Annotated in this window: 26 protein-coding genes; 15 read left to right on the forward strand and 11 right to left on the reverse strand. The window is 72.9% G+C overall.

Annotation, left to right across the window (positions count from 1 at the left end):
- Nucleotides 1–38 precede the first annotated feature (38 nt).
- Both CHC09_RS19830 and CHC09_RS46380 read right to left on the reverse strand, forming a co-directional pair.
- Nucleotides 39–251, reverse strand: a complete 213-nt coding sequence (locus CHC09_RS19830; RefSeq protein ID WP_089294646.1) for a hypothetical protein — start codon at nt 249–251, stop codon at nt 39–41.
- Nucleotides 252–306: 55 nt separating this feature from the next.
- On the reverse strand, nt 307–465 hold the full coding sequence (locus CHC09_RS46380) for a hypothetical protein (RefSeq protein WP_179277186.1): 159 nt from the start codon (nt 463–465) through the stop codon (nt 307–309).
- 131 nt (nt 466–596) lie between these two features.
- On the opposite strand from CHC09_RS46380, the gene CHC09_RS19835 reads away from it, so the two are divergent.
- Both CHC09_RS19835 and CHC09_RS19840 read left to right on the forward strand, forming a co-directional pair.
- Nucleotides 597–2,108, forward strand: coding sequence for an MFS transporter (locus tag CHC09_RS19835; RefSeq protein ID WP_089294647.1), 1,512 nt, complete (start codon nt 597–599; stop codon nt 2,106–2,108).
- Entirely contained in the window at nt 2,105–2,710 is a 606-nt protein-coding gene (locus CHC09_RS19840; protein ID WP_089294648.1) for an acyl-CoA-like ligand-binding transcription factor, read from the forward strand. Before CHC09_RS19835 ends, CHC09_RS19840 begins: the two co-directional genes overlap by 4 nt.
- 8 nt (nt 2,711–2,718) lie before the next feature.
- Here CHC09_RS19840 and CHC09_RS19845 read toward each other — a convergent pair whose 3' ends face one another.
- The gene (locus CHC09_RS19845; protein WP_089294649.1) at nt 2,719–3,414 is read right to left on the reverse strand and encodes a GAP family protein; all 696 of its coding nucleotides are present in this window, start codon (nt 3,412–3,414) and stop codon (nt 2,719–2,721) included.
- 117 nt (nt 3,415–3,531) lie between these two features.
- On the opposite strand from CHC09_RS19845, the gene CHC09_RS19850 reads away from it, so the two are divergent.
- From CHC09_RS19850 to CHC09_RS19860, 3 genes are all read left to right on the forward strand, one after another.
- Nucleotides 3,532–4,713, forward strand: a complete 1,182-nt coding sequence (locus CHC09_RS19850) for a sensor histidine kinase (protein WP_089294650.1) — start codon at nt 3,532–3,534, stop codon at nt 4,711–4,713.
- 40 nt (nt 4,714–4,753) lie between these two features.
- Nucleotides 4,754–5,395 (forward strand): response regulator, encoded by a 642-nt coding sequence (locus tag CHC09_RS19855; RefSeq protein ID WP_089294932.1) that lies wholly within the window; start codon nt 4,754–4,756, stop codon nt 5,393–5,395.
- A 99-nt stretch (nt 5,396–5,494) separates the two neighbouring features.
- Nucleotides 5,495–6,631 (forward strand): SGNH/GDSL hydrolase family protein, encoded by a 1,137-nt coding sequence (locus CHC09_RS19860; protein WP_179277188.1) that lies wholly within the window; start codon nt 5,495–5,497, stop codon nt 6,629–6,631.
- Nucleotides 6,632–6,685: 54 nt separating this feature from the next.
- Here the strand turns inward: CHC09_RS19860 and CHC09_RS48445 are convergent, their stop codons facing one another.
- Both CHC09_RS48445 and CHC09_RS46385 read right to left on the reverse strand, forming a co-directional pair.
- On the reverse strand, nt 6,686–6,811 hold the full coding sequence (locus tag CHC09_RS48445; protein ID WP_275407877.1) for a hypothetical protein: 126 nt from the start codon (nt 6,809–6,811) through the stop codon (nt 6,686–6,688).
- Between the two features lie 20 nt (nt 6,812–6,831).
- On the reverse strand, nt 6,832–6,993 hold the full coding sequence (locus CHC09_RS46385; RefSeq protein ID WP_179277189.1) for a hypothetical protein: 162 nt from the start codon (nt 6,991–6,993) through the stop codon (nt 6,832–6,834).
- Between the two features lie 141 nt (nt 6,994–7,134).
- Here CHC09_RS46385 and CHC09_RS19865 point away from each other — a divergent pair, with 141 nt between their 5' ends.
- From CHC09_RS19865 to CHC09_RS19880, 4 genes are read left to right on the forward strand one after another with little or no spacing between them, the layout of a single operon-like run.
- Nucleotides 7,135–8,160: a zinc-dependent alcohol dehydrogenase gene (locus CHC09_RS19865; RefSeq protein ID WP_089294652.1), complete on the forward strand. Its 1,026-nt coding sequence runs from the start codon at nt 7,135–7,137 to the stop codon at nt 8,158–8,160.
- 33 nt (nt 8,161–8,193) lie between these two features.
- Nucleotides 8,194–9,633, forward strand: coding sequence for a beta-galactosidase (locus tag CHC09_RS19870; protein WP_089294653.1), 1,440 nt, complete (start codon nt 8,194–8,196; stop codon nt 9,631–9,633).
- A complete protein-coding gene (locus tag CHC09_RS19875) occupies nt 9,630–10,679 on the forward strand; it encodes an ROK family protein (protein ID WP_089294654.1) in 1,050 nt (349 codons plus the stop codon). The genes CHC09_RS19870 and CHC09_RS19875 overlap by 4 nt, the downstream gene beginning before the upstream one ends.
- Nucleotides 10,669–11,535, forward strand: coding sequence for a glycosyltransferase family 2 protein (locus CHC09_RS19880; protein WP_089294655.1), 867 nt, complete (start codon nt 10,669–10,671; stop codon nt 11,533–11,535). Before CHC09_RS19875 ends, CHC09_RS19880 begins: the two co-directional genes overlap by 11 nt.
- Here CHC09_RS19880 and CHC09_RS19885 read toward each other — a convergent pair.
- The 3 genes from CHC09_RS19885 to CHC09_RS19895 form a co-directional block, all read right to left on the reverse strand.
- Entirely contained in the window at nt 11,532–11,948 is a 417-nt protein-coding gene (locus CHC09_RS19885) for an ImmA/IrrE family metallo-endopeptidase (RefSeq protein ID WP_089294656.1), read from the reverse strand. The two genes, CHC09_RS19880 and CHC09_RS19885, sit on opposite strands and share 4 nt — an antisense overlap.
- A 163-nt stretch (nt 11,949–12,111) precedes the next feature.
- Nucleotides 12,112–12,927, reverse strand: a complete 816-nt coding sequence (locus CHC09_RS19890; RefSeq protein ID WP_089294657.1) for a PfkB family carbohydrate kinase — start codon at nt 12,925–12,927, stop codon at nt 12,112–12,114.
- A complete protein-coding gene (locus CHC09_RS19895) occupies nt 12,927–14,648 on the reverse strand; it encodes a carbamoyltransferase family protein (RefSeq protein ID WP_179277190.1) in 1,722 nt (573 codons plus the stop codon). Before CHC09_RS19895 ends, CHC09_RS19890 begins: the two co-directional genes overlap by 1 nt.
- Nucleotides 14,649–14,698: 50 nt before the next feature.
- Between CHC09_RS19895 and CHC09_RS19900 the strand changes: the two genes are divergently transcribed.
- The gene (locus CHC09_RS19900; protein WP_089294659.1) at nt 14,699–15,679 is read left to right on the forward strand and encodes an ROK family protein; all 981 of its coding nucleotides are present in this window, start codon (nt 14,699–14,701) and stop codon (nt 15,677–15,679) included.
- Between the two features lie 31 nt (nt 15,680–15,710).
- Nucleotides 15,711–16,142 (forward strand): nitroreductase/quinone reductase family protein, encoded by a 432-nt coding sequence (locus CHC09_RS19905; protein ID WP_179277191.1) that lies wholly within the window; start codon nt 15,711–15,713, stop codon nt 16,140–16,142.
- Nucleotides 16,143–16,186: 44 nt separating this feature from the next.
- Here the strand turns inward: CHC09_RS19905 and CHC09_RS19910 are convergent, their stop codons facing one another.
- From CHC09_RS19910 to CHC09_RS19920, 3 genes are read right to left on the reverse strand one after another with little or no spacing between them, the layout of a single operon-like run.
- Nucleotides 16,187–17,047, reverse strand: a complete 861-nt coding sequence (locus CHC09_RS19910; protein WP_179277192.1) for a glycosyltransferase family 8 protein — start codon at nt 17,045–17,047, stop codon at nt 16,187–16,189.
- Nucleotides 17,044–17,700: an HAD family hydrolase gene (locus CHC09_RS19915; RefSeq protein WP_089294661.1), complete on the reverse strand. Its 657-nt coding sequence runs from the start codon at nt 17,698–17,700 to the stop codon at nt 17,044–17,046. Before CHC09_RS19915 ends, CHC09_RS19910 begins: the two co-directional genes overlap by 4 nt.
- On the reverse strand, nt 17,700–18,710 hold the full coding sequence (locus tag CHC09_RS19920; protein WP_179277193.1) for a glycosyltransferase family 2 protein: 1,011 nt from the start codon (nt 18,708–18,710) through the stop codon (nt 17,700–17,702). Before CHC09_RS19920 ends, CHC09_RS19915 begins: the two co-directional genes overlap by 1 nt.
- Nucleotides 18,711–18,830: 120 nt before the next feature.
- On the opposite strand from CHC09_RS19920, the gene CHC09_RS19925 reads away from it, so the two are divergent.
- From CHC09_RS19925 to CHC09_RS19940, 4 genes are read left to right on the forward strand one after another with little or no spacing between them, the layout of a single operon-like run.
- A complete protein-coding gene (locus CHC09_RS19925; protein ID WP_089294663.1) occupies nt 18,831–20,135 on the forward strand; it encodes an aspartate aminotransferase family protein in 1,305 nt (434 codons plus the stop codon).
- On the forward strand, nt 20,132–21,067 hold the full coding sequence (locus CHC09_RS19930; RefSeq protein ID WP_203833154.1) for an inositol monophosphatase family protein: 936 nt from the start codon (nt 20,132–20,134) through the stop codon (nt 21,065–21,067). The genes CHC09_RS19925 and CHC09_RS19930 overlap by 4 nt, the downstream gene beginning before the upstream one ends.
- Nucleotides 21,064–22,263, forward strand: coding sequence for a BUD32 family EKC/KEOPS complex subunit (locus CHC09_RS19935; protein ID WP_089294664.1), 1,200 nt, complete (start codon nt 21,064–21,066; stop codon nt 22,261–22,263). The genes CHC09_RS19930 and CHC09_RS19935 overlap by 4 nt, the downstream gene beginning before the upstream one ends.
- 9 nt (nt 22,264–22,272) lie before the next feature.
- The gene (locus CHC09_RS19940; RefSeq protein ID WP_089294665.1) at nt 22,273–23,241 is read left to right on the forward strand and encodes a phosphotransferase family protein; all 969 of its coding nucleotides are present in this window, start codon (nt 22,273–22,275) and stop codon (nt 23,239–23,241) included.
- Nucleotides 23,242–23,280 lie beyond the last annotated feature (39 nt).

A 23,280-nucleotide genomic window follows, 5' to 3' on the forward strand; every position in this document is an offset into this window, starting at 1 on the left:
TCTTTGGTGGTGACCCGTGGGCGCCTTCGGAACGCTGCTCAATTCCACGGATCGTTGTCCGGGTTCTCGCCGAGCATCCGTGCGCTCTCCAGGCAGAGATCTATGCCGAAACACTGGTTGCCCCGCGAGTCGGTACCCCAGGTCTCATCGGCGCGGGCCGCGATCGCGCGGTAGGAGTAGTCGTCCGCCCGCCACTGCCTGACCTGCAGCGCGATGTCCTCGGTCAGTGCCAGACCCCACGCCTCCAGCATTCGCCGAGACTAGCAACGTGAAGATCGATCCCGGGGAATCTGTGTGGTCGCGGGGCTAGTCGTTGGTGAGGTTGACGAAGAATGTGCCGATATTCGTGAAGATTTGCGCGATGCCGTCGCCGATGCTTCGGGCCACGTCAGCGGCCGGCCCCGGATTCGTGCCGATCCAGAAGACCAGCAGGAACACCAGCACCCAGCCGAGGATCTTCTTCATGCCGTCTCCACCCCCACCTTCCCATCCATGATCCTCACACAACCCGAGGTGATGGCGGGAAGGCACGCCCGAACCTGAGAGGACTCTGAGGAAACTGGAAGCCTCTAGTTTTTGATAGTTACTCTCATTTCATGGCTACTTCCAAAGCGCGCTGGTTCGCGCTCGCCGCACTGGCGTTCTGCACGCTCGCGGTCGGTCTCGACGGCACGGTGCTCAGCGTCGCGCTGCCCACCCTGGCCCACGACCTCGACGCCACCACCGGTGACCTGCAGTGGTTCACCACCTCCTACCTACTGGTCCTGGCCGCGGCCCTGCTGCCGGCCGGCATGCTCGGCGACCGGTTCGGGCGCAAGCGGTTCCTGCTCGGGGCGCTGGTGCTGTTCGGTGCCGCGTCCGCCTGGTGCGCCTGGGCGAGCAGCGCGGGCCAACTGATCGCGGCCCGCGCCGCCCTCGGGTTCGCCTCCGCGGTGATCATGGCGCTGATCGGTGCGGTCCTGACGGTCGTCTTCGACGAGGAGACCCGGCCGCGCGCGCTCTCCATCTGGGTGACCGCGAACGCGCTCGGCATCCCGCTCGGCCCGCTGCTCGGCGGCTGGCTGCTCGACCACTTCTGGTGGGGCTCGGTCTTCCTGATCAACCTGCCGATCGTGGTGTTCGGCCTGCTCGCCGTCACCGCCTGGGTGCCCGAGTCACACGGCGACCGTGGGCGCCGACTGGACCTGCCGGGCGTTCTGCTCTCCGCCGCCGGGCTGGTCGGTGTGACGTACGGAATCATCGAAGCCGGGGAGAACGGCCTCCGCGACCCGCAGTCGATCCTGACCATCGTCGGCGGTGTCGTCGCTCTGATCGCCCTGGCGATCTGGCAGCGACGCGCGGCGACGCCGCTGATCGACCTCGACCTGTTCCGCTCCCGCGGCTTCACCGGCGGCACGGCGCTCGCCACGATCGCCAGTTTCGCGTTCTTCGGGCTGCTCTTCGCGCTGCCGCAGCTCTTCCAGGCGGTCGGCGGCCACGACGCGCTCGGCACCGGGCTTCGCCTGCTCCCGGTGATCGGCGGTCTGTTGATCGGCGCGCGGCTCGCCGACCGGCTGGTCGAACGCCTCGGCGCGCGGATCCTCGTCGGCGCCGGCCTGGCACTGATGGCGGCCGCGCTGTTCGCCGGCGCCCGCAGCGGCCCGGACACCGGCTACGGCTACACGGCCCTGTGGATCACCTTCGCCGGGATCGGCCTCGGCTTCACCATGCCCCCGTCGATGAACGCCGCCCTCGGCGCGCTCACCCCGGAACGCAGCGGCGTCGGCAACGGCCTGATCCAGGCGATGCGCCAGGTCGGCAGCGCGATCGGCGTCGCGGTGCTGGGCACCGTGCTCAACACCGGATACCGCGATCAGGTCTCCGCCGCCGGGCTGCCCGCGACCGTCCAGGACAGCGCCGCCTCGGGGGTCGTGATCGCGCAGCGGGCCGGCGACGCCGGGATGCTCGGCACCGTCCGCGAGGCGTTCACCCACGGCATGGACCTCGCGCTGGTCACCACCGGGGCGGTCGCTGCGGCCGGGGTGCTGCTCGTGCTCATCCTGCCCCGGCACACCCGACGCCCGGCCACCACCGCGCCCGAGAGCGTGCTGGCAGAATCGGGGGTATGACAGCGACCCCCACCAGCCTGCGCGAACGCAAGAAGGCGAAGACCCGGGCCGCCCTCCGCGAGCACGCGATGCGGTTGTTCGAGGAGCAGGGGTACGCGTCGACCACCGTGGACCAGATCGCGGAGGCGGCCGAGGTCTCGCCGAGCACCTTCTTCCGCTACTTCCCGACCAAGGAGGACGTGATCCTGGTCGACGACTACGACCCGGTGATCATCGCCGCGGTCCGCGCCCAGCCCCCGGAGATGTCCCCGATCGAGGCGATCCGGCGGGGGATGAAAGAGGTGTTCGACAGTTTCACGCCGGAGATCTGGGAGGCCGAGCGGCGTCGCCAGAGTCTGCTCGCCCAGGTTCCGGAGCTGCGGGCGCGGGCCATGCACCAGTTGAGCGAGGCCCTCGACATGATCACCGCGGTGCTCGCCGAACGGACCGGGCTGCCGGCCGACGACCTCCGGATCCGGGCCATGGGCGGTGCGATCACCGGAGTGGTGATGGCGGTGCTGCCGCCGGGGCGGATGACCGGCGAGGCGTCGATCGAGGCCCGGGACTTCGAGCGGCTCCAGGAGGGGCTGGACCTGCTCCAGCGGGGCCTGCCCCTCGCCTGAGCCCGCCGTCAGCCGTTCAGGTGGGGCACGCCGAGCTTGGCGACGGCGTTGTAGGCAAGCAGGAAGCCGATGACGCCGACGACCCACGACGCGCTGTTGCTGTTCACGAACCAGTCGTTGAACCGGGTCAACGGCTTGGCGACCCGGTCACCCGCGGCGAGCCGTGCCGCGAGCAGCAGCAGGGCGGGCACGATCATCAGCAGGCAGTAGCCGGCCATCGCCAGCGTGAGCCGGCCGGCCGGCAACGTCGCGGTGGTCAGCAGACCGATCGCGGCCAGGTACGGCAGCATCGTCGTCACCTCGGCGGCCGCGGCCACCAGCGCCAGCCTGGCGATGTTGGTCTCCCCGGACAGGGCCCGCTCCCGCCAGCGGACCATCCGGCCACCGGCGTCGCCCGACCGGTGCCGGCGGTCCAGGTGGAGACTCCAGAGGAACAGGCCGATGCCGACGAAGAGCTGGGCCCAGGTGGTGGCTGGGTGGTGCGCCGCGCGGCTGATCTGCGGCAGGAACGGGCCGGCGACCAGCGCGATGGTGACGCCGACGGCGAAGTAGAAGGCCCCGACCGTACCCAGAAAGATCAGGATCCGGCCGGGCCGCACCCGGCCCGGGTCCAGCAGCAGCCAGATCGGGATCAGCAGGGTTCCGAAACTGGTCGAATCGATCAACGCGAGAGCGGCCAGCGAGCCGAGGAGCGGGAGGTTCATGGGTGACACCGTGCCGCCGGGCGGCCGGCCCGCGCGTCGGCCGAAGGATGTCCGGCGCCGACCGGCATGCATCTTTCGATGTACGCCGATTCCCAAGATCCATGATGGGATGACGGCGTGACGCTCCAAACGCGGTGGCGCGGCAGTACCCGGCTGCAAGACGCCGGGGCCGCCGCGGCGACGTTCGTGGCGGGTCTCGTCCTCAACCTCCTCGGCCTGACCGGTATCTGGTCCGGGCCCGTTCCGGTGCCCGGCGCTCTGGCCGGTCTGCCCGGCTGGTCGCAGACCGTGCTGCTGGCCGCCGGCTGCCTCGCCATGCTCGTCAAGCGCCGCCACCCGGTGCCCGCCCTCGCCGCCGGCAGCGTCGTGACCGCCGCCGACGTGCTGCTCGGTGGGAGCTTCGGCCTGGTCCTGGTCCTGTTCGACCTGATCTTCTCGGCCGGCCTGTTCGCCACCACCCGGGGCCGGACCGCGGTCACCACCGCGATCTACGTGGCCATCGCCGCGGCGAGTGTGGCCGGATGGATCGCCGCCGGCGAGTTCCGCGTCGCCGTCTTCATCGTCCTGCAGATGACCCCGCTGCTGCTGGTGCCGTTGTGGTGGGCGGCCAACATCCGCCAGCAGAGGCAGCTCGGCCTGCTCGACGCCGAGCGGACGGCCCGCGAGGCGGTCCTCGCCGAACGGTCGGCGATGGCCCGGGACCTGCACGACGTCATCGCCGCCCACCTGTCCACCACCGCGATCCACTCCGGTGCGGCCCTGGCCCGCCCGCCGGACACCACCCGCGACCGGGCGGTGCTCCAGGAAGTACGCAGAAGCAGCCTGGCCGCCCTGGAGGAGATGCGTTCCATGATCATGCTGTTGCGCGCGGGCGATCCCGCGGCGGCGGACCCGACCCTGCCGGGTGGGCTGGACCGGCTGCCCGAGCTCGTCCGGGCGGCGTCCGGCGGGCTGCGGATCGAGACCCGGATCCGCGACCTCCCCGACATCCCCGCCGTGGTGTCGCACACCGTCTACCGGATCGTGCGGGAGGCGCTGACGAACGCGGGCAAGCACGCGCCGGACTCGGAGGTGCGGCTCGAGGTGCACCGCGCGGGGGAGGCGGTGATCGTGAGCGTCACCAACACGCTGACCCGCGAGGAGGCCGTCGATCACCACGCGCTGAGCGCGGGGACCGGGATCGTCTCGATCCGGGAGCGGGCGGTGGTGCTGGGTGGGTCGCTGACCGCGGCGCGGGAGGGGGAGCATTTCCTGGTACGGGCGGTGCTGCCGCTGCGCGGGCCGGGTGGGGTGTCGTGAACAGCGGCACGTCGGTCTCCCCGCCGGCCCCCGGGTGGGCATCGTGATCAGTGTGCTGCTGGCCGACGATCACGCGGCGATCCGGGCCGGGATGCGCCTGATGCTGGAGCAGGCGCCCGACATCACGGTCGTCGGTGAGGCCGCCGACGGCGCGGTCGCGATCCGCCAGGCCGCGGCGCTGCGGCCGGACGTCGTACTGATGGACATCCGGATGCCCGGAACCGACGGGATCACTGCCACCCGCGCGATCACCTCGGCCGGCGTCTGCGACGTGCTGATCCTGACCACGTTCGACTTCGACGACTACCTGTTCGGGGCGCTGCGCGCCGGGGCGGCCGGCTTCCTGCTCAAATCGGTCGAGCCGGCGGCCCTGATCGAAGCGGTACGCAGGGTCGCGGCCGGGGACGGTTTCCTGGCGCCGGAGGTGACCCGGCGGCTGCTGACCGCGTTCGTCGCGGCACCCGTGCCGGTGCCGGCGCCACCGGTGATCGAGGGCCTCACCGAACGGGAACGGGAGGTGTTCGCCGCGCTGGGCCGGGGGTTGTCCAACGCGGATCTCGCCGCCGAGCTGGCGATCACCGAGGCCACGGCCAAGACGCACGTGTCGCGGGTGCTGGGCAAACTCGGGTGCACGTCACGGGTGCAGGCGGCGATCCTCGCCAAGGAGGCCGGGCTCGCCTGACCGGTGGCCGGACCACCAGCGAGTCACCAGCGGATCGCCAGCGGCATCCGGATGCTCTTCTTCGAACCGCAAGAGAGTTCTACCGAAGGAAGCATCCAGATGAAGCGCAACACCTTGGCCCGGGCCGCAGCCGGTGGGGGCAGGCTCCGTCGACTGATCGGGATCGGTCTGGTGTCGACAACCCTGCTGATGGGTGTGGAGCTGGCGATCGCGCAGCCGGCGTCGGCACTACCCTGCCGGACCAACTGCGGCGATCCCGCCGACGATCCGCTGCCCGTCGACAAGCCCTCGCGGCCCGGCGGCTACGAGCCGCTCTACGTCGCGCTTGGCGACTCCTTCGGCTCGGGTGAGGGCGCCCCCGACGCGATGCTGCCGTGGACCAACGAGAAATGCCACCGGTCCGCGCTGTCGGCGCCGATCCGCGCCGCCAAGCGCCTCGCGCAGCACAACCAGTTCGCCGGCAACATCCTCTACACCAGCTACGCCTGCAGCGGGGCGACGTTGAACCAGGGACCGAAGCTCGACGGGACGCCGCGGGACGGCGGGATCCTGACCGGGCAGACCTCCTCGGGCCAGCCCTCGCAGATCTCCCAGATCAACGCACGGTACGGCAGTCGCAAGATCGACGCGTTGAGCATCTCGATCGGCGGCAACGACCTGAGCTACGCCGACATCCTGAAGGACTGCTCGTTCGGCAACTGCGTCCCGTGGGACAGCCCGACCCGCAAGATGTTCGACTGGGACGCCCCGCGACTGCAGGCGAGCCTCCGTGACCTGATCACAGCGATCCAGGGGGACGCGAACGGCAACGGGCGGACTCTGGCGGGCAACGCGAGCTACGTGTACCTCACGGCGTACCCGGATCTGTTCAACGACGCCAACGCTGTCACCTGCAACAGCACCGGCGGCGCCTTCGTCGAGGGGTTCACGACGGCGGAGAACGGAGTGATGCGCGGATATCTCCAGCAGCTCAACACCTTCCTCGCCCGGGCGGTCACCGAGGCGAACGCCCGCCCCACCGCCGGCCACAAGCCGGTCTGGAAGCTGATCGCGGCGCCGGACTTCACCCGCAACGGCTACTGCGCCGCCACGAAGCGGTACATCAACAACCTGGAGATGAGCCTGGTGGCCCAGCAGGACGCCAGCGGGACGATGCACCCGAACGCCGCCGGGCACCAGGAGTGGAGCAACCAGCTCTACAACGTGCTGAGCTGGATCGCGACCAGCGCCGGCTGATTGCCGCAACCCGCGATGGGACGGTCCGAGGGGGACCGTCCCATCGCTGCCGGGTCAACCGATGTCGTGCACGAGGAGAGCGATCCGCGGATGGTCCAGTGCGGCGCCCCGGGCCGCTACCACGTCGTCGAGCCGCTCGGTCATCTCGCTGACGTAGCGGCCGAGATCGACCGGATCCATCAGGGTCGGCGAGAAGCCGATCAGCTCGCCCTGGTGCAGGGCAACGGCCAGCAGCTCGGCGGCGTGCTCCGTGCGGCCTCGAAGAACGCGAGCGTGCTCAGCGCGTCCCCGACGGCCGCCGGGTCGTCGGCCCGGGTGGCCAGCCGGCCGAGGTGGGCCAGTGCCCAGCCGACCGAGGCCACGCCGGCAAGGACCTCTGGGTTTTCAACCTGCCCGACAAGGACTCCCGCTTCCTCTCGAGCACCGCGAGGTTCAAGGCCGGCGCCCCGCGTGATGCGGATTTTCCTCCTGGTTTGAGGGCTATCCGTCGTTATAGTGCTTATATGACGATTCTGGCGGCGCGGACCATGCGGGGCGTGGTCTTCGACGGGGCCGGCCCGGTCCTCGCCACCGTGCCCCTGCCCGAGCTGGGCGAGCCCCGGTCGGCGCTCGTCCGCGTCCGGGCCACCGGCATCTGCGGTACCGATCGGGCGATCCTGCTCGGCGAGTTCCCCGCCGTGCCGGGCGTCGTCCTCGGCCACGAGTCCGTCGGCGAGGTGGTCGCGACGGGGGAGGGCACCGGGCGGGTCCGGCCCGGCGACCGGGTCGTGATCAACCCGACCTATTACTGCGGTGAGTGCCCGGAGTGCCGCACCGAGCGGGCCCGCTACTGCCCGCACAAGGACGGCCGGGAACTGGGCATCGACTGTCCCGGCACGATGGCCGAGTTCGTGACGGTGGACCAGCGCTTCCTGCACCCGCTGCCGGCGGGCATGTCCTACCGGCGGGCGGTGCTCATCGAGCCGCTGGCGTGCGTGCTGGCCAATCTGGAGGTGGCCGCGCCGGGCTGGGACGACACGGTCCTGGTGGCCGGTGGCGGGCCGATCGGCATGCTGGCCGCGCTGGTGCTGGCCGCCCGGGGACATCGGCCCTGGCTGGCCGAGCGCGATCCGGTCCGGGTCCGGCTCGCGGCCGAGGTCCTTCCGGAGGTACGGGTCGTGCACACGGCCACCCTGGACACCGAGCGCCCCGACGTGGTCGTCGACACCACCGGCGTGCTGCTCGCCGAGGCGGTGCGGGTGGTCGCCCCGGGTGGCACCGTCGTGGTGATGGGTGAACGGGAGGCGGCCACCGCCACGCTGGGCGCGCGGTCGATCGCGACCCGCGGCATCCGGGTGGCCGGCGCCGGGCCGTACCCGCCCCGGCTGTTCGAGGTCGCCGTCCGGCTCGCCGAGACGCTGCCACTGGAGCGGTTGATCACCCACGAGGTGCCGCTGTCCCGGATGGTCGAGGCGTTCGCCCTGCTCGGCATCGGCGGCGAGGGGTATCGGGCGGGAAAGGTGCTGCTCACCCCCGACGGCACGGCATGAGTTCGCTCGACGAGCGGAGCGGAGGGGTCGGCGATGAGTGAAGTGACCGTCCGGGACGGGGTGCTGCAACTGGCCGGCCGGCCGTCGTTGCTGCTGGCCGGGGACTATCCGTACTACCGGGACGAGCCGCGGTGCTGGCCGGGGAAGCTCGCCGCGATCCGGGCCGCGGGTCTCACCACGGTCAGCTTCTACGTGCCGTGGCGGCATCACGAGCTGGACGGCCGGTTCGTCTTCGACGGGCCGGGCAGCCGGGACCTGACCGGTTTTCTCGGGGCGGTCGCCGACGCGGGCCTGTTCGCGCTCGCCAAACCGGGCCCGCACGTGCACGCCGAACTGCCGCTCGGTGGCCTGCCCGACCGCCTCGGCCCGGATCAGGACCCGCGGTTGCGTCCGGCCCGTGGCCCCGGCGGCGCCCCGCTGCGCAGCCACGGCCGGGCCCTGCCGTCGCTGTCGGACCCGGCGTTCGCCGCGGAGGTGGACCGCTGGCTGGCGGCGGCCGGTGACGCCCTCAAGCAGTGGCGGTTCCCGAACGGACCGCTGGTGGCGGTGCAGGCCGGCAACGAGGGCCTGTACGGCGAGACCGCGCTGGCCCTCGACGAGTACGACCCGGATCGCGAACTCGGCCCCGACCTCGCGCGTTTCGCCGACGCCCTCGGCCTGGACGTGCCCGCCTTCGCGAACCTGTCCCCACCGGCCCCCGGCCGGTACGCGGCCTGGCGCGCCCGTGGCCTGCCCGGTCACCCGCACTACGGCTTCACCAACTGGGCCGGTGACACCGCCACCGACGACGGCGCGCTGGACCGGTACCTGCTGGCCGCCACCCGCGCCCGTGGCCCGAACCTGGAGGAGAACTGGTCGCTGGGCTGGGCGTACCCCGGCTGGTGCAACCCGGCCACGCCCATCTTCAACGGTCTGCTCGGCCTGGCCTGCGGCGCGACCGGACTGACCGTCTACACGGCCTGCGCGACCGGGATCGGGGAGCCGCATCTCGTGGTCCCCGGCGTCGAGGCCCCCTACGGCGCGGACGCCCCGATCGGCACCGACGCGACTCCGGGGCCGGCCTTCGCCGCGTTGCGGGTGCTCACCCACTTCCTCGCCGCCGAGGGGGCGGCCCTGGCGACGGCGACGGGCACCGGGCCGGTGGCCGGGGTGGACCTGATCGACGCGCGCCGCGGCCCGTTCCACTTCCTGTTCAACCGGAGCCCCGAGCCGCGCCGCGTGTGCAGCGGGCCGTTCACGGTGCGGCTGGCGGGCTACGGGGTGGCGGTGCTGCGAGCGGACGGGGGTCGCCTGCTGTCGGCGTACTGCAAAGGCGTCGACGAGCGGGGCGGGCGGCACGCGCCGGTGGAGATCGAGGTCGCCGGGTCGCGGCTGACGACGGCCGGACCGTGCGATCTCGCCCTGGTCCATCGGGCCGGCCGGCCCGAGATCCGGCACACCGGGGACCCGGCCGACGAGGTGAGCTTCGCATGAGCGCGACCACGGTCGGCGTCGACGTCGGCGGTACGAAGACTCTGGCCGTGCGCCTCGACGCCGGTGGCCGGGTGCTGGCCCGGGTCCGCCGGCCCACCCGGGCGTCGACCGGGGAGGAGCTGCTGGCCGGGCTGGCGGACATCATCGGCGCGGTGGCCGACGGCACGGTCACCGCGATCGGTGTCGGCCTGCCCGGGCTGGTGCACACCGCCACCGGGACGCTGACCTACGCGCCCACCTTCCCGTTCGGACCGGCCGAGGTCGGCGCCAGCCTGCGGACGGCGTTCGGCCTGCCGGTGTGCTGCGACAACGACGCCAACGCGGCCGCCTGGGCGGAGCACCGGCTGGGCGCCGGGGGTGGCGACACCACCGCGCTGGTCACCGTCGGCACCGGGCTGGGCTGCGGGATGGTCGCGCAGGACCGGCTGCTGCGCGGCGCGCACGGCTACGCCGCCGAGGTCAGCCACCTGATCGTGGAGCCCGGTGGCGAGCCGTGCGGGTGTGGGGAGCGCGGCTGCTTCGGCATCGAGGCCACCGGCTGGGCGATCACCCAGCGGGCCCGCCGGGCCGGTGAGCCCCTCGACTTCTGGGGAGTGTCCACCCAGGAGCAGCTCACCGGCGAGGTGGTCACCCGGGCCGCCCGGGCCGGCAACCCGGTCGCGGCCGGCATCCTGGCCCGCACCGGGATGCTGCTGGGGCGGGGCCTGGCCGCGGTGGCGAACCTGCTCGACCCCGGCGTGCTGGTGGTCGGCGGCGGCGCCGGCGAGGCCGGGGAGCTGCTGCTGGAGCCGGCCCGGGCCGAGTTCCGCAAGCGGTTGTACGCCGCCGCCCACCGCCCCGAGGTACAGATCCGCCCCGCCCGGCTGGGCGGCGACGCCGGCGCGATCGGAGCGGCCCTGCTCGCCGGGACGGCGCTCAACGAAGCCGCGGCCGCACTTACCGAAGCCCCGGCCACGCTCAACGAAGCCCCGGCCGGGCTCAACCAAGCCCCGGCCGCGCTTACCGAAGCCCCGGCCGCGCTCGCCGAGGCCGCCGATGCCGGTTGACGTGTCGGTGGTGCTGCCGGTCCGCAACGGGGCGGCAACCCTGGACAGCCAGCTGGCCGCGCTCGCCGCGCAGACGTTCCGCGGCGCCTGGGAGCTGGTGCTCGTCGACAACGGCTCCACCGACGGCACCCGGCGCCTCGCCGAGCGGTGGCGTGACCGGCTGCCGCGCCTGCGCATGCACGCCGAGCCCGGGGGGCGGGGCGCGAACCACGCCCGCAACGCCGGTTGCCGGCTGGCCGCCGGTGACCGGATCGCGTTCTGCGATCACGACGACATCGCCGATCCGGGCTGGCTGGCGGCGCTGGCGCGGGGACTCGACGAGCACCCCGCGGTGGGCGGGTTCCTGGAGCGGGAGTCGCTGAACGACCCGCGGGTGGTGGCCACGCGGCCGCAGCGGGCCGGTCTGCGCGACGGCGGGTTCGGGTTCCTGCCGTACCCGCTGACCGCGAACTGTGCCGTGCACCGCGCGGTCTGGGACCGGCTGGGCGGCTTCGACGAGGCCTTCCGGTACGGCTCCGACGACGTCGAGTTCTTCTGGCGGGCGCAGCTGTCCGGGTTCGCCCTCGGCTACGTACCGGACGCGGTGATGCACTACCGGCTGCGGCCGGATCTGCCGCGGATGGCCCGCCAGTACTACGACTACGGGCGCAGCCATCCGATGCTGTTCCGCGCGTTTGGGGCGGCCGGCATGCCGTCGTCGCGGTGGCGGTCGGGCGGGCGCAGCTGGCTCGGCCTCGCCGCCGCGCTGCCGGGCCTGCCCGGTTCGCGCCGGGCCCGGGCGGTGTGGGTGACCCGCGCGGCGATGTGCTGCGGCCGGGTCGCCGGCAGCGCCCGGCACCGGGTTCTCTACCTCTAGTCCGGTTCCTGGCAGGCGGGTGGGTCGAGCGCGGCCTGGACCGCCGGCTTCCAGCGGTCCGCGAACGCTTCGGCGAACCGTTCATGGTCCGACGTGCGTTGCACGCTGCCGACCTTCCGAACACGGTGCTGGAGCACGTGATGTCCGAGCTCGTGCAGCAGGACGTCGAACCGCATGAAGTCCCGCAGCGCCGCAGCCTCGTGTTCCCGTTGCTCGTAGAGGAAGATCTCGCCCGGCGCCCTGGTCCTGCCGTAGACGAGCGACCGGGGATCGAAGTCCTCGGTCTGCCGCAGTTCGACGACGCGCAAGCCGTACCACGCCGAGGCCCCGACGGCGTCCAGGACCGCACGGACGTCTCGTCCGCTTGCCGGGTGCGCGAATCCGGGGCGGGGTGCGTGAACGTGGATCCGCACCCGCTCGAGCGGGGTGGCGCGACGGAGTGCCTGGCGAGGCCGGGGATCTGTTCTGAGGCTTCGGCTCACGCCGGCAGTGTTCGGCAGCCGGACCATGCGCGGCAACCGGGTTCTCCGCGGGCCTCGGCGCAGAGCGAGACATCCGGCCGGCTCGAAGGCGAGGTCAGAACACTTTCCGGTACGGGCCACGGGTCGCGAGGCAGGCGGCCCCGTCCGCGGCGGCCGCCCGCAACGCCGTGTCCGGGTCCGAGCCACTGCCGAGCGCGACGGTCAGCGACGCCACGAAATTGTCACCGATCCCGTACGTGTCGACCGGCGGACCGGGCGGCGCCACCACCGGATAGCGGCCCGTCGTTCCGCAGTCGCGCAGGTAGGAGCCGCCGCGCGCCCCGTCGGTGCGGACCAGCAGCCGGGGCGGCACGGCCGGTGGCCGGTACTGCTCGGCCGGGTCGCAGGCGCTGCCCACCAGCGCGTCCACCCCGATGCCGGCGGCGGCCACGGTGGCCAGCTCCCGCAGGGTCACCACCAGCACCCGGGCCCGGCGCGCCTGCTTGAGCGCCTCCGGGTCGCCGGCGGTGAAATAGGCCGCGTCGAAGTCGTCCAGGTCGGTCCAGGGCAGTGGCTCGGCTCCGGTCGGCTGGGGCCGGTCACCGATGGTCAGGGTGGTGCGCTCGCCGGACTCGTCGACCACGCTCAGGGCCCGGGCGGTCGACGGGGCCGGCGGCGCGGTGTGCAGGCGTACGCCGTACCTCTGAAGGGTTTTGCGGGTCTGGTGGCCCTCGGCGTCGTCGCCGAGCCGGGTGAAGAAGTCGCATCCGCCGGTGAGGGCGGCGATCCGCACCGCCGCGACCGCGCCCCCGCCGGCCGGCCCCTCCCAGACGCGGTCGGTCGGGCAGATCTCGCCGGCCGTCGGCAGCCGGGTGACCCGCACGATCGTGGTCCATTCGACGTGGCCGACGACCGCGACGCGCAGGCCCATCAGAGCCGACCGGACTTGCTGATCAGGTGGCCGCCGAGGGCCAGGACGTCCAGCGGGCCGGCGAAGAACGTGCGCAGCGCGTCGGTCGGGGTGCAGACGATCGGCTCGGCCTCGTGGTTGAAGCTGGTGTTGAGCAGCACCGGGACCCCGGTCTCGGCGGCGAACCCGGCGAGCAGGCGGGCGTACCGCGGTTCGCTCGCCTCCTCGACGAGTTGGGGCCGCAGCGTGCCGTCGACGTGCACGGTCGCCGGGATGCGCGAGCGTGCCGCGGCCGACGCCCGGTAGGCGACGATCATGAAGTCGGCGGGTCCGGCCGGGCCGTCGATGTACTCGCCGGCCGCGTCCGCGAGCATGCTCGGGGCCAGCGGCCGCCACATCTCCCGGCGCTTGACGACACTGTTGATCCGGTCGCGGCTCGCGGTGGTGCGCGGGTCGGCGAGGATGCTGCGGTGGCCGAGCGCGCGGGGGCCACCCTCCATGCCGTCCTGGAACCAGCCGACCGTGTGTCCGGCGGCCAGGTGTTTGGCGACCGGGCCGGTGATGTCGTCGCCATGGTCCGCGGCGGTGATGCCGTACGCGTCGAGGGTGTCCCGGATCGCGGCGTCGTCGAAGGCGGGGCCGAGCCCCGCGCCGGTCAGGCGGGTCCGCCCGGCCGGCAGGTCACCGATGCGCCGGGCGTGCTCCAGCGCGGCGCCGATCGCGCAGCCCGCGTCCCCGGCGGCGGGCTGGACGAACATGTCGGTGGCGCCGGCGGTCCGCCACAGCACGCCGTTGGCCGAGCAGTTCAGGCCGACCCCGCCGGCCACGCAGAGCCGCCGCGACGGCGACCCGGCCAGCGCCTCCCGGGCCAGGGCGCTCAGGCCGCGTTCGAGTGCGAGCTGCGCGGACGCGGCGAGGTCGGCCTGCGTCCGGGTGAAGCCGGGCGGGCCGCTCATCCGCCCGGTGGCCGGGTCGTACCGCAGGTCGGCGCGGTGGGCCGGACCGGTGATCGCGGTGAGCGCCGCCGAACAGGCCCGCAGGTAGCGGGCGTAGAACTCGGCGAGCCCGCCACCGGTCAGCGTGGACCGCAGGCCGTAGCGGCTCAGATCGATCTCGTAGCCGTCCGCGGTGGTCCGGAGGAAGTCCAGGTCGTAGCGGGGCTCGCCGTAGCCGGCCAGGCCCATCGTCTTGCCGGCGCTGGTGAAGTCGCCCAGCCCGACGTGCTGGGTGACCGCTTCGTAGAACCAGCCGAGCGACTGGTGGTACGGATACTGCCGGGTGAACGTGATGCCATCCGGCCCGCCGCGCCCGATGCTGGTGGTGACGCCGTCGCCGTAGCCGTCGACGACGAGCACGGCGCTCTCGTCGAACCCGGAGCAGTAGAACGCGGACGCGGCGTGGGCCAGGTGGTGCTCGACGAGGTGCAGACGTTCCGGGCGGTCGCCGCCGAAGTGGCCGGGGTCCAGGTGGGCGGCGGTCAGGTGCGGGTCGTCGATGGCGTCGGGGGCCGGCTCCGGCCAGCGTGGGTTGAAGGCGATGACCACCGCGTCCACATCGCGCAGGCGTGCTCCGGCCCGGCTCAGGCACCAGGCGGCCGACAGCGAGCAGGATCGTGATCCGCGGTTGTGCTTGACCCGCCGGAAGCGTTCCTCCTCGGCGAACGCGACGATCCGCCCGTCTTGGACCAGGCAGGCCGACGAGTCGTGCCGATACCCTCCGCCGAGCCCCAGGATCAGCGCCATGGTGTTCCCTTCCCCGCCGCCAAACTCCACATAATGGATATATTGCAAAAATGACTGCGTCATCTGTGGTGCATCGCGCGACTGCCACCCGCGGGATGACCCCGGACACCGCGCTCGCCATCGGACTCGACCTCGGCGGCACCAAACTGGCCACCGTCCTGATCGGTCCGGACGGGCGGATCCGGCACCGGCACCACCGCGAGCACCACGCCCGCGACTATCCGGCGGTGCTGGACGCGATCACCGGCGCGGTCCGCGAGTGCGACACCCTCGGATACGCCCCGGTGGTCGGCCTCGCCGTGGCCGGACCGCTGGACCGCGACCGGGAACGCGTGCTGGCCGCCCTCAACCTCGGCTTCGCCGACCGTCCACTCCGCGCCGACCTGCGGGAACGACTCGGGCGTCCGGTGGTGCTGGAGAACGACGCCAACGCCGCCGCCCTGGCCGAACACCGGGTCGGTGCCGGTGCCGGCGCCCGCTGCCTGGTGCTGCTGACCCTGGGCACCGGCATCGGCGGCGGCATCGTGGTCGACGGTCAGGTCCTGCGCGGCGCGGCCGGTGCCGCCGCCGAACTGGGACATCTGCCGGTCGGCACCGACGGCGCCGGTTGCGGTTGCGGCGCGACCGGCTGCCTGGAGCTCTACGCCAGCGGTACGGCACTCGGCCGCCTGGCCGGTGCCGGTCGCACCAGCCGGGACGTGGTCGCCGCCGCCGACCGTGGCGATCCCACGGCCCGCCGGCTGCTGGCGGAGGCGGGCGAGCGGCTCGGCGCGGCCGTACTGATGCTGGCCCCGGCGATCGACCCGGACGTGGTGATGCTCGGCGGTGGTCTGGCGCACGCGGCGGCCGGGCACCTGCTGCCGGCGTTGCGGGACCGGCTCACCGTGGGCTGGCCGTTCCGGGCCCGGCGCGCCCCGGCGCGGGTGTGCCTGGCCGGCTGCGGGGTCGACGCCGGTGCGATCGGGGCGGCGCTGTGCGCGATGGACGAAGCCGCCGAGACCATGCCGGCCGGAGTCGGCGCCGGTTTCTGAAACGGCCGGCAATTCGCCGTACCATGGCGCCGTGCCGTCAGACTTCTTCCTCAAGTCCATGAACACCGCGCATCGAGCGCTCCTGCGGGTCACCGGCGGGCGGATCGGGTACCGGGCCGCCGGCATGCCCGTTCTCGAGCTGGTCACCACCGGCCGCCGCAGCGGCACGCCCCGGGCGGTGATGCTCACCTCGCCGATTCGCGACGGTGAGGCGTACGTCGTGGTCGCCTCCCGCGGCGGGGACGACCGGCATCCGGCGTGGTTCCTGAACCTTCGTGACGAGCCGCAGGTGCAGGTCGCCATCCAGGGCGGACCTCGCCGGCCGATGCTCGCCACCGTCGCCACACCGGAGGAGCGGGCCACTCTGTGGCCCCGGATAACCGCCGACTTCCGTAACTACGCGGGCTACCAGAAGCGCACCGAACGCGAGATTCCGCTGGTCCTGCTTCGCCCGCTGTCCTGAGCGGCCGCGCTAGCCGCGACGCGTACCCCGAGCACCCTCCCGCACTAGCCGGTGAGTAGCGCACGGGCGTGCACCGCCGCGTATCGCCGGTTGATCTCGCCGTCCGGCAGCCGGCCCAGCCACGGTTTGCCCCGGCCGGCGAAGTGCAGGATTCGTGCGTCCGGCTCCTCCGCGATCAGCTCGGCCACCGGCACGATGTGCTCGGCCGTGTACTGGTCGCCGGGCAGCCGCAGGATCGCCGACATCGGGAACGTGTTCCACCGCCGGGGCAGGCGCAGCCAGTTGTCGTCGACTGCCCAGTTCAGCGCGTCCTGATCCCAGAACCGCACGTGGTCGCGGTGGGTGGTGAGGAAGTGCGCGCAGCGCTCGAACAGCCGCTCCCGCGCGCACGCGTCCAGATCCAGCAGCAGCACGCCGGAGTTGAAGTACTCGCGGTCGCCGGGCACCCCGAGCCGTTCCCAGCCGGGCAGGCCGATGCCGTGCCGCAGGATCGGGTTCTGCGGGTCGCGGACCGCCGCGACCGGGTGGCCCGCCAGGTCGGTCGCCAGCAACTCGCGCAGATCACCGACGACCAGGGTGTCCGCGTCCAGATAGAGCACCCGGCCGGCGGGTACGTGCTCGGGGATCTCCAGGCGCAGGTAGGTGGCGTCGGTGGCCCGCCCGGTCAGCGGGTAACGACCCGGCGGGAGGCGTACGGCCACCGTCCGTACCGCCAATCGCACCGCGTCGGCCTGCCGGTGGATCCGGCCGAGGTTCGCCGGGGTGAGGCCGTTGTGCAGCACATGGACCCGCAGCCGGGACCGGCAACCGGAATGGGCCTCGGCCAGGGAGCGCAGCACCACCAGCAGCGGCTCGGTGAACCCGTCGTCGACGCAGCAGACGAGCGGCGGGAGGGCGCCGGTCACCGCGGCTCGACGCAGCTGAGCAGGGAGTTCAGATCGTGCCGGTCGAACGATTCGATCATCGCGTCGGCGCCGTCGACGGCGGCCGCGAGGGTGCGCACCGCGATGCAGCGCAGGCCGGCCCGCTGCGCGGCGCGGATCCCGGTGGGGGAGTCCTCGATCGCGACCGCCTGCTCGGGTTCCAGGCCGAGCCGGGTCAGGGCGGTCCGGTAGAGATCGGGCGCGGGCTTCGCGCGGACCAGGTCGCCGTCGGCGCACTCGATGAACGCCCAGCCGTCGGCGATGCCGCACTGGGCGGCGTAGCGGGTGATCCACACGTGGTCGCTGTTGCTGACGATCGCCCGGCGCAGCCCGTCCCGGTCGATCTCGTCCAGCAATCGGCGGATGCCGGCCCGGGCCCGCGCGGTGGCCAGCAGTTCGGTCTTGCGGCGCCGGAACAGCCGTTCGGCGGCGGCCCGGTCGACCGGGCCGCCGGTGAGTTCCTCCAGATGCCCCCACGGCGACAGCCCGGCGGTGCCCATCATGCCCAGCCACGTGGCGTCCGACAGGCGGTGGCCGTGCCGCCGGAAGCACTCGTCGTACGCCTGGAAGATGAACGGCTCGCAGTCCCACAGCGTCCCGTCGAAGTCGAAGAGCACCGCCTCGATCCGGTCCATCAGCGCAGCCTCTGTGCTCCGGCGAGCAGTTCGGCGACCCGTGCGTCGGTGCCGGCCGGATCGCCCGCGGCGGCCAGCAGGCCGCGCCCGCGAACCGCCCGTTCCCGGGCGGTGACCAGCTTCTCCGCCCAGTCCGCGGCCGGGTCCGGCGGATCGATGTGGAAGGCCAGCGCCTGTCGCAGCGGCACCACCAGACAGCCGGACGCGATCAGCCGGGCGCCGAGATAGGTGTCCTCCGAACCCCAGCCGAGCCCGAACGCGGTGCCGAACCCGCCGACCGCGGACACCCGGCGCCGGGACGCGGCCATCAGCGCGGTGACCACCATCAGCGGCAGGTCCCAGCCCTCCCGCTCGGCACCGAAGCCCAGCTCGGCCAGGTCTGCCGAGCTGTCCAGCGGCCAGGCGACCTCCGGGCGGGCGTACACCCGGCCGGAGTGCACCGCCGGATAGCCGACCGAGGCCCGCCAGCGCACCCGGTGGTCGGCGATCAGCCGCGGCGGCCGCGGCGGCAGATCGGCGCGCCCGTGCGGGGCCGGCCGGTGCCCGACCGGCTCACGGAAGCCCAGCAGCACCAGGTCGTCGGCAGCGCGGGCGGCGAAGTCGGCCAGCACGTGCGGCAGCGGCACGACGTCCGCGTCCAGGAAGACCAGCGTCTCCGACCGGGCGAGCGCGACACCGACGTTGCGGGCCGCGGCCGCGCCGCTGCGCTCGGCCAGCCGGACAGCCCGGTCCACGACCGGATGCCCGGCCGCGATCTCGTCGGTGCCGTCGCCGGACCGGTCGTCCACCACGATGACCTCGACCGGCACGTCCACGGCCTGGGCGGCGAGCGCGTCCAGCACGGTGGGCAGGCTGTACGCCCGGTCGTACGCCGGAATGATCACCGAGAGCGGCGATCCGCCGGTGGCCGCCGGCGTCGGCGCGTGCCAGGGCAGACCGGTGCGCTCCTGGAAGGCACGCTGCCGGGGACGGTGGTCGTTACCGCGCGACGCCAGCTGATCGGTGGTCACCAGTTGGGGATATCAGCGGCGGCGGACCGCTCCCGAGGAGTCCCCGGAAAGATCACACTATCCGGTCCCGAATCTCCACAATGCCCACGGCCCGTCGTTCGATTCCTATATCTCCAGGTCATGACCATTCTTGCAGCGGCTGCCCCGGAGCCCGGGACGGACGACGTCACCGGGCACTACTACTACCCGCCGGACGACATGCGCGCGGCGCGCGGTGAGGGCGTCTACCTGTACGACGAGGACGGCCGCCGCTACCTCGACTGCTCGGCCGGCACGTTCAACCTGTCGCTCGGCTACTCGCACCCCGAGATCGTCGCCACCATCCGGGAACGGGCCGGCGAACTGGTCCACGTGACCTCCAAATTCCAGACCGCGCCCGGCAACGAGCTGGTGCGGCGGCTGGTCGGGATCGCCCCGGAGGGACTCAACCGGGTGCACCTGAAGTCGTCGAGCGGGTCGGACGCGAACGAGGCGGCGATCAAGATGGCGCAGCACCACACCGGGCGTACCGACGTGGTGTCGTTGTTCCGCGGGCACCTGGGCCAGACCATCTCGATGATCGGCGCCTCCGGCGCCGCGTTCCGGCGGGCGCCGTTCTCGTTCGCCTCCACCGGCGTCGTGCACGTCCCGGACCCCTACTGCGGACGCTGCTTCTACCGGCAGAGTCGGGACACCTGCGGCCTGCTCTGCGTGGAGCGGATCAACGACTTCATCGACTTCGCCAGCTCCGGCAAGGTGGCCGCGGTCATCGTCGAGCCGATCTCCGGCAACGGCGGCAACATCGTCGCCCCGGAGGGCTACCTGGCGAGGCTGCGGCAGCTCTGCGACGAGCGCGACATCGTGCTGATCTTCGACGAGATCCAGACCGGGTTCGGGCGCACCGGCCGGATGTTCGCCGCCGAGCACTTCGGTGTCACCCCGGACGTGCTCACCTTCGGCAAGGGGCTCGGTGGCTCCGGCCTGCCGATCGCCGGGCTGCTCACCCGGGAACGGATGACCGGGCTGGCCGGGCACCACATCAACTCCACGTTCGGCGGCAACGTGCTCGCCTCCGCCGTGGCCGCGAAGACCATCGAGATCATCGGCCGGCCCGGGTTCCTGGAGAACGTCCGGGAGACCGGCGCTTACATCATGGAACGGCTGCGCGATCTGGCCGGGCGGGTCCGCTGCATCACCGACGTACGCGGGGTCGGCCTGATGATCGGCATCGAGGTGGTGGACCGCGCCGGGCGCCCGTCCGCCGAGCTGACCGGGCACCTCGCCGACGTCGCGCAGCGGCGCGGCCTGCTGATGCGCACCTCCCTCTACGGCTTCGGCAACGTGCTCAAGGTGCGTCCCGCGCTGATCCTGCAGCGGGCCGAGGCCGAGGAGATGTGCGACCGGATCGAGGAACTGTTCGTCACCGTCGACCGGGAGCAGGTATGAGCACCTCATTGATCAACACGGAGATCCGGGATCTGGTCCGCGGCCTCGGCGACCGGATCTGGCAGGTGCTCGACACCGACCGGGGCCGGGTCGCCGGCCGGTACATCAGCGGAGTCGCCGCCGGGGGCGACGCGGAGTTCCCGGTCGACGTGCTCGCCGAGGACGCGGCCTGGGCGTACATCACCGCCCAGCCGGTCCCGGTCGCGCTCTACACCGAGAGCCACGGGCTGCGGCGGCACGGCGACGATCCCGAATACCTGCTGGTGGTCGACCCGATCGACGGCACCCGCGGCGCCGCGGCAAACCTGGAGATGGCCTGCGTCTCCATCGCCGCGGCCCGCAACACCGCCCGCCCCACGCTCGGCGACGTCGAATACGCGCTGCTCAAAGAGGTCAAAACCGGAAATTGGCTGTACGCCGACGCGCACACCGACGGCATCCTGACCGGCGGCTACCCCGATCCCGTCCCGGCGCTGACCGACACCGTCGAGCTCGAGCGGATGTTCTGGTCGATCGAGTTCAACGGCCACCCGATGGAGTTGATGCGCCGGGCCTACGGCCACCTGGTCGACGCCTCCGCCAACCGGGGCGCGGTCTACGTCTTCAACAGCGCCTCCTTCTCCCTCTCCCGGATCATCACCGGACAGATGGACGCGTACGCCGACGTCGGCAACCGCCTGCTCAAGGACCGCCCGGAGACCGAGGACGACTTCCGCCGGGTCGGCCACGGCAGCATCCTGCACCTGTTCCCCTACGACATCGCGGCCGCCGTCTACCTGGCCGAACGGGCCGGTGTCACCGTCACGGACGGCTACGGCGCGTCGCTCGGCGGCACTCTGCTGCTCGACATCAGCCCCGCCAACCAGCGTTCCTGCATCGCGGCCAGCACGCCGAAACTGCACGACGCCCTGCTGCGCGGGATCCGCTGGTGACCGCAGCGACCGTGCACCTGATGTCGCGGGACACCCAGTGGGACGCGGCGCGGCGGCTCGGACTCACCGTCGGGGACGAGATCCTCGACGGCGGGTCCGCCGCCCGGGTCTTCCGGGCCACCGGCACGGACGGAGCCGACGTGGCGCTGAAGGTGCTGACCGCGGACGCCGGGCTCGTCGACGGCCACGACCTCGACTCGTTCCTCGGCAAGCTGCGGCAACTGTCCTGGATCCGGGCCGGCGACGAGACCCTCGCGGCCCGCTGCCTGCCCGTGCTGCACGCGGTCCGCGGCCCCGGGTGGGCGGCGTACACGACACCGTTCTACGAGTCGGTCGACAGCGCCGCCTCGCTGCGCCTCGGCCCCGACTGCGGCGCGTTCTTCGACCTGCAGGCCGGCCTGGTCAAAGACCTCATCGTGTACGGCTACGGCCAGGCCGTCGCACCGGTCGGCCCCGACTTCCTGACGTCGGCGATGGTCGACCGGATCCCCCGCCGGTGGCCGGTGCTGCGGGCGGCGCTGCCGGCCGAGGTGCTCGACGCCGACCCGCTCGTCGTCAACGGCGTGCCCTGCGTCAACCCGAAGCGCATGCTGGCCGGGCTCACGGACCTCCCGCGACCGTGGTGGACCCGGCTCGCCCCGCCCCGGCTGATGTTCCCCGCCCACGGCGACCTCAACACCCGCAACGTGCTGGTCGGCGCGGACGGCTTCCGGCTGATCGACCCGCGCGGCGCGACGGCCTGGTGGGATCCGGTCTACGACCTGGCCAAGACGCTGTTCAGCCTCACCGTGTGGGATCCGGCGCTGCGGCTCGGCGCGCACGTGCGCCGTGACGGCGGCGGCTGGCTCGCCGGGTTCCGGCAACCCGTCTACCCCGGCTACGCCGCGGCCGCCCGCCTCTTCATCGACCGGCTGCGGGCGATGCCGGCGCTGGCCGCGCTCTTCGGCGACGACCCACACTGGGTGGACCGGCTGCTCTGGGCGCACGCCCTGCACACGCTCGCCGAGGCACCGTGCCGGCTCTCCGACCGCAAGCCCCGGCACGACCCGGCGGGCCGGCCGATCGCCCCGGAGGAGCTGGCCCTGTGCCACTTCCTGCTCGGCACGCTGCTCCTGAACGACCTGGCCGGCAGCGCCGGGGACGTGGACGCCGGCAGCCACCTCGCCCTCGTCGCCGGCACCCTCCCGACGCCCTGATCCACGGTCATGGTCACCGGGGCGGAGCGGATCGGATCGTGGGTCGTCGCCAACGCCGGACGACTCGGCCTGCGTGCCGCGGACACGGCGCGGGTCGGCCTGATCGGCGCCGGCGAGAGCTACGCCGCCTGGCGGGTCCGGGTGCCGGGCGCCGAACCACTGGTCATCCGGATCGCCCGCCGGGCGGCCGGTGGGATGGCCCGCCCGATGGCCGACGAGTTCGCCGCCATGGCGCTCGTACCGCCCGGCCTCGGCCCGAGGCCGGTGCTGCTGGAGGAGTCACCCGGCCCGCTCGGCGCCCCCTTCATGGTCACCGGATATGTGCCCGGTCGTCCGGTCGGCCCCGCCGGCTGGACCGACGACCTGCTCGCCGCGCACGCCCGGCAGATGGCCGTCCTGCACGCCGAACCGCATCCGACCGGGAACCCGCCGCCCTCGCTGACCGCCAAGCTCGCCGAGAGTCTCGAGAACTGGCGGCGGTTCCACCCGCGAGTCCTCGACGACCCGGAGACGACCCGGCTCACCGGGCTCGTCGAACGGCACGCCGCCGCGGCGGCGCCCGTGTTCGCCCGGCTGGACCGGCTCGCCCTGGTGCACGGCGACCTGGCCGTGCCGAACATCGTGGTCGACCGGGGGACACCCCGGTACGTGGACTGGGAGTGGGGGCGGATCGGCGATCCGGCACGAGACCTGGCCCACCTGGGTGGGAGCATCGCCGCCGCGCCGTGGCATCTGGATCTGCCGGCGGAGCGGATCGAACTGCTGCTGCGGGCGTACGTCGCGGCGGCCGGTGAGGCCGCCGGATCGCTGGAGGATCTGCGGGTACGGCGGGACGCCTTCGAGGTGTACCAGCGATTCATCTCCTGCCTGTACTTCCGCACCCGGATCGGGGACGCCGAGGACCGGCGGTCCGGCCGTTACACCCGGACGGTCCGGCAGCTCACCGACGGCCTGCGCCGGCGCCTGCGACACTGCTGAGCCCTATTGCGCCTGTCACATCGCCGAAAGAGGCGTCCG

It is taken from the genome of Actinoplanes regularis, assembly GCF_900188005.1.
Lineage (GTDB): Bacteria > Actinomycetota > Actinomycetes > Mycobacteriales > Micromonosporaceae > Actinoplanes > Actinoplanes regularis.

Bases quoted from the DNA above. Each gene is read 5' to 3' on its own strand.
- CHC09_RS19830 (WP_089294646.1), bottom strand. From the start codon at position 251: ATGCTGGAGGCGTGGGGTCTGGCACTGACCGAGGACATCGCGCTGCAG.
- CHC09_RS46380 (WP_179277186.1), bottom strand. From the start codon at position 465: ATGAAGAAGATCCTCGGCTGGGTGCTGGTGTTCCTGCTGGTCTTCTGG.
- CHC09_RS19835 (WP_089294647.1), top strand. From the start codon at position 597: ATGGCTACTTCCAAAGCGCGCTGGTTCGCGCTCGCCGCACTGGCGTTC.
- CHC09_RS19840 (WP_089294648.1), top strand. From the start codon at position 2,105: ATGACAGCGACCCCCACCAGCCTGCGCGAACGCAAGAAGGCGAAGACC.
- CHC09_RS19845 (WP_089294649.1), bottom strand. From the start codon at position 3,414: ATGAACCTCCCGCTCCTCGGCTCGCTGGCCGCTCTCGCGTTGATCGAT.
- CHC09_RS19860 (WP_179277188.1), top strand. From the start codon at position 5,495: ATGAAGCGCAACACCTTGGCCCGGGCCGCAGCCGGTGGGGGCAGGCTC.
- CHC09_RS48445 (WP_275407877.1), bottom strand. From the start codon at position 6,811: ATGGATCCGGTCGATCTCGGCCGCTACGTCAGCGAGATGACCGAGCGG.
- CHC09_RS19865 (WP_089294652.1), top strand. From the start codon at position 7,135: ATGACGATTCTGGCGGCGCGGACCATGCGGGGCGTGGTCTTCGACGGG.
- CHC09_RS19870 (WP_089294653.1), top strand. From the start codon at position 8,194: ATGAGTGAAGTGACCGTCCGGGACGGGGTGCTGCAACTGGCCGGCCGG.
- CHC09_RS19875 (WP_089294654.1), top strand. From the start codon at position 9,630: ATGAGCGCGACCACGGTCGGCGTCGACGTCGGCGGTACGAAGACTCTG.
- CHC09_RS19880 (WP_089294655.1), top strand. From the start codon at position 10,669: ATGCCGGTTGACGTGTCGGTGGTGCTGCCGGTCCGCAACGGGGCGGCA.
- CHC09_RS19890 (WP_089294657.1), bottom strand. From the start codon at position 12,927: ATGGGCCTGCGCGTCGCGGTCGTCGGCCACGTCGAATGGACCACGATC.
- CHC09_RS19895 (WP_179277190.1), bottom strand. From the start codon at position 14,648: ATGGCGCTGATCCTGGGGCTCGGCGGAGGGTATCGGCACGACTCGTCG.
- CHC09_RS19900 (WP_089294659.1), top strand. From the start codon at position 14,699: ATGACTGCGTCATCTGTGGTGCATCGCGCGACTGCCACCCGCGGGATG.
- CHC09_RS19915 (WP_089294661.1), bottom strand. From the start codon at position 17,700: ATGGACCGGATCGAGGCGGTGCTCTTCGACTTCGACGGGACGCTGTGG.
- CHC09_RS19925 (WP_089294663.1), top strand. From the start codon at position 18,831: ATGACCATTCTTGCAGCGGCTGCCCCGGAGCCCGGGACGGACGACGTC.
- CHC09_RS19930 (WP_203833154.1), top strand. From the start codon at position 20,132: ATGAGCACCTCATTGATCAACACGGAGATCCGGGATCTGGTCCGCGGC.
- CHC09_RS19940 (WP_089294665.1), top strand. From the start codon at position 22,273: ATGGTCACCGGGGCGGAGCGGATCGGATCGTGGGTCGTCGCCAACGCC.